Below are 1019 nucleotides of genomic sequence, written 5' to 3'. Positions count from 1 at the left end.
TACCGGTAGTTCGTTAAATTCGGAGGTAGAGGTCAATGCCGTGTCCGTTGGTGACCGCGTCGATCAGGGCCTGGAGCTCGGCGGGTGGGTCGGTGTCCGTCCAGGCTTGCCACCATCGGGTGAGGGTGACAGCGGGGGTGAGCCAAGAACGGATGGCCCGTAAAGCCCTGGGCCAGCAGGGCCGTTGGGGCTGGTGGGACGGGGTCGGTCCCCCTCTCTTGCCCCTCGTCGGGGTGCGGGTCGGGCGCGGTGGCGTCCAGGGGTTCGGGTGGGGCGAACCATTGGTCCCAGCAGAAGGAGAAGGCGCAGTTGACCAGGATCTGGTGGCGGCGGATGGCGCGGTCGGAACGGACTTGGAAGTCGGCCCAGCCGAGTTCGTCCTTGATCTGCTTGTAGCTCTGCTCAATCCACGGCCGCAGTCCGTAGAGGCGCACGATCTCGGCGAGGTCGGCCGGCGGGTGCAGGCTGGTGGTGGCGTGGGGAGCGTCGGGGTGGGGCAGGGTGGTGGCCAGGTACCAGGTGGCTTTCTCCGGCAGGCTGGCCGGGTCGGTGGTGGCCACGACCAGCCGGCAGGGTGAGTCGGGTCCGTAGCCGCCCAGGCGGGCGTCAGCGGCCCACCAGGTCTCGGTGTGCCCGTCGCGGAAGTGACGCTCCACGGGCGTCCAGTCGCCCGGATGCTTAGCATCCTTCCAGGTCAGGGCGTGGCCGGCTTCGATGGGGGTGTGCGGCTGGTCGGCCGGAGCCCAGGTGCCGCGGTGCGGCTTGAGGGCCACCACGTAGGCCAGGCCGGCCTCGCGCAGTGCGAGGTACCAGTCGTCGCTGACGGAGTAGGCACCGTCGGCGACCACCGCCCGGCGGCCGAAGCCCGCCTCCTTCCCGCGGGCCGCAAGGGCAGCAGCCAGCTGCGGTTTCGTATGGAAGGCCGGATCGGACCGGCCGCGGGAGAAGTGATGGGCGGGGGTGTAGGGAGTCGCGTGCAGCGGGTAGTACACGCGGCCGTCGGTCCACACCGTGGTCAC

The 1019-nt window shown here is 70.2% G+C and carries 1 protein-coding gene; it reads right to left on the bottom strand.

The window, feature by feature from the left end; translation table 11 throughout:
- Positions 1 to 32: 32 nt before the first annotated feature.
- Positions 33 to 1019 (bottom strand): transposase (locus tag ACFC02_RS42805; RefSeq protein WP_376368483.1); only part of this gene is annotated, 987 nt, incomplete at its 5' end.

Origin of the sequence: Streptomyces sp. NPDC056160, assembly GCF_042268205.1 — a bacterium.
Classification (GTDB): domain Bacteria; phylum Actinomycetota; class Actinomycetes; order Streptomycetales; family Streptomycetaceae; genus Streptomyces.
The sequence above is the reverse complement of the archived record's forward strand: the minus strand, read 5'-3'. Positions and strand labels throughout refer to the sequence as shown.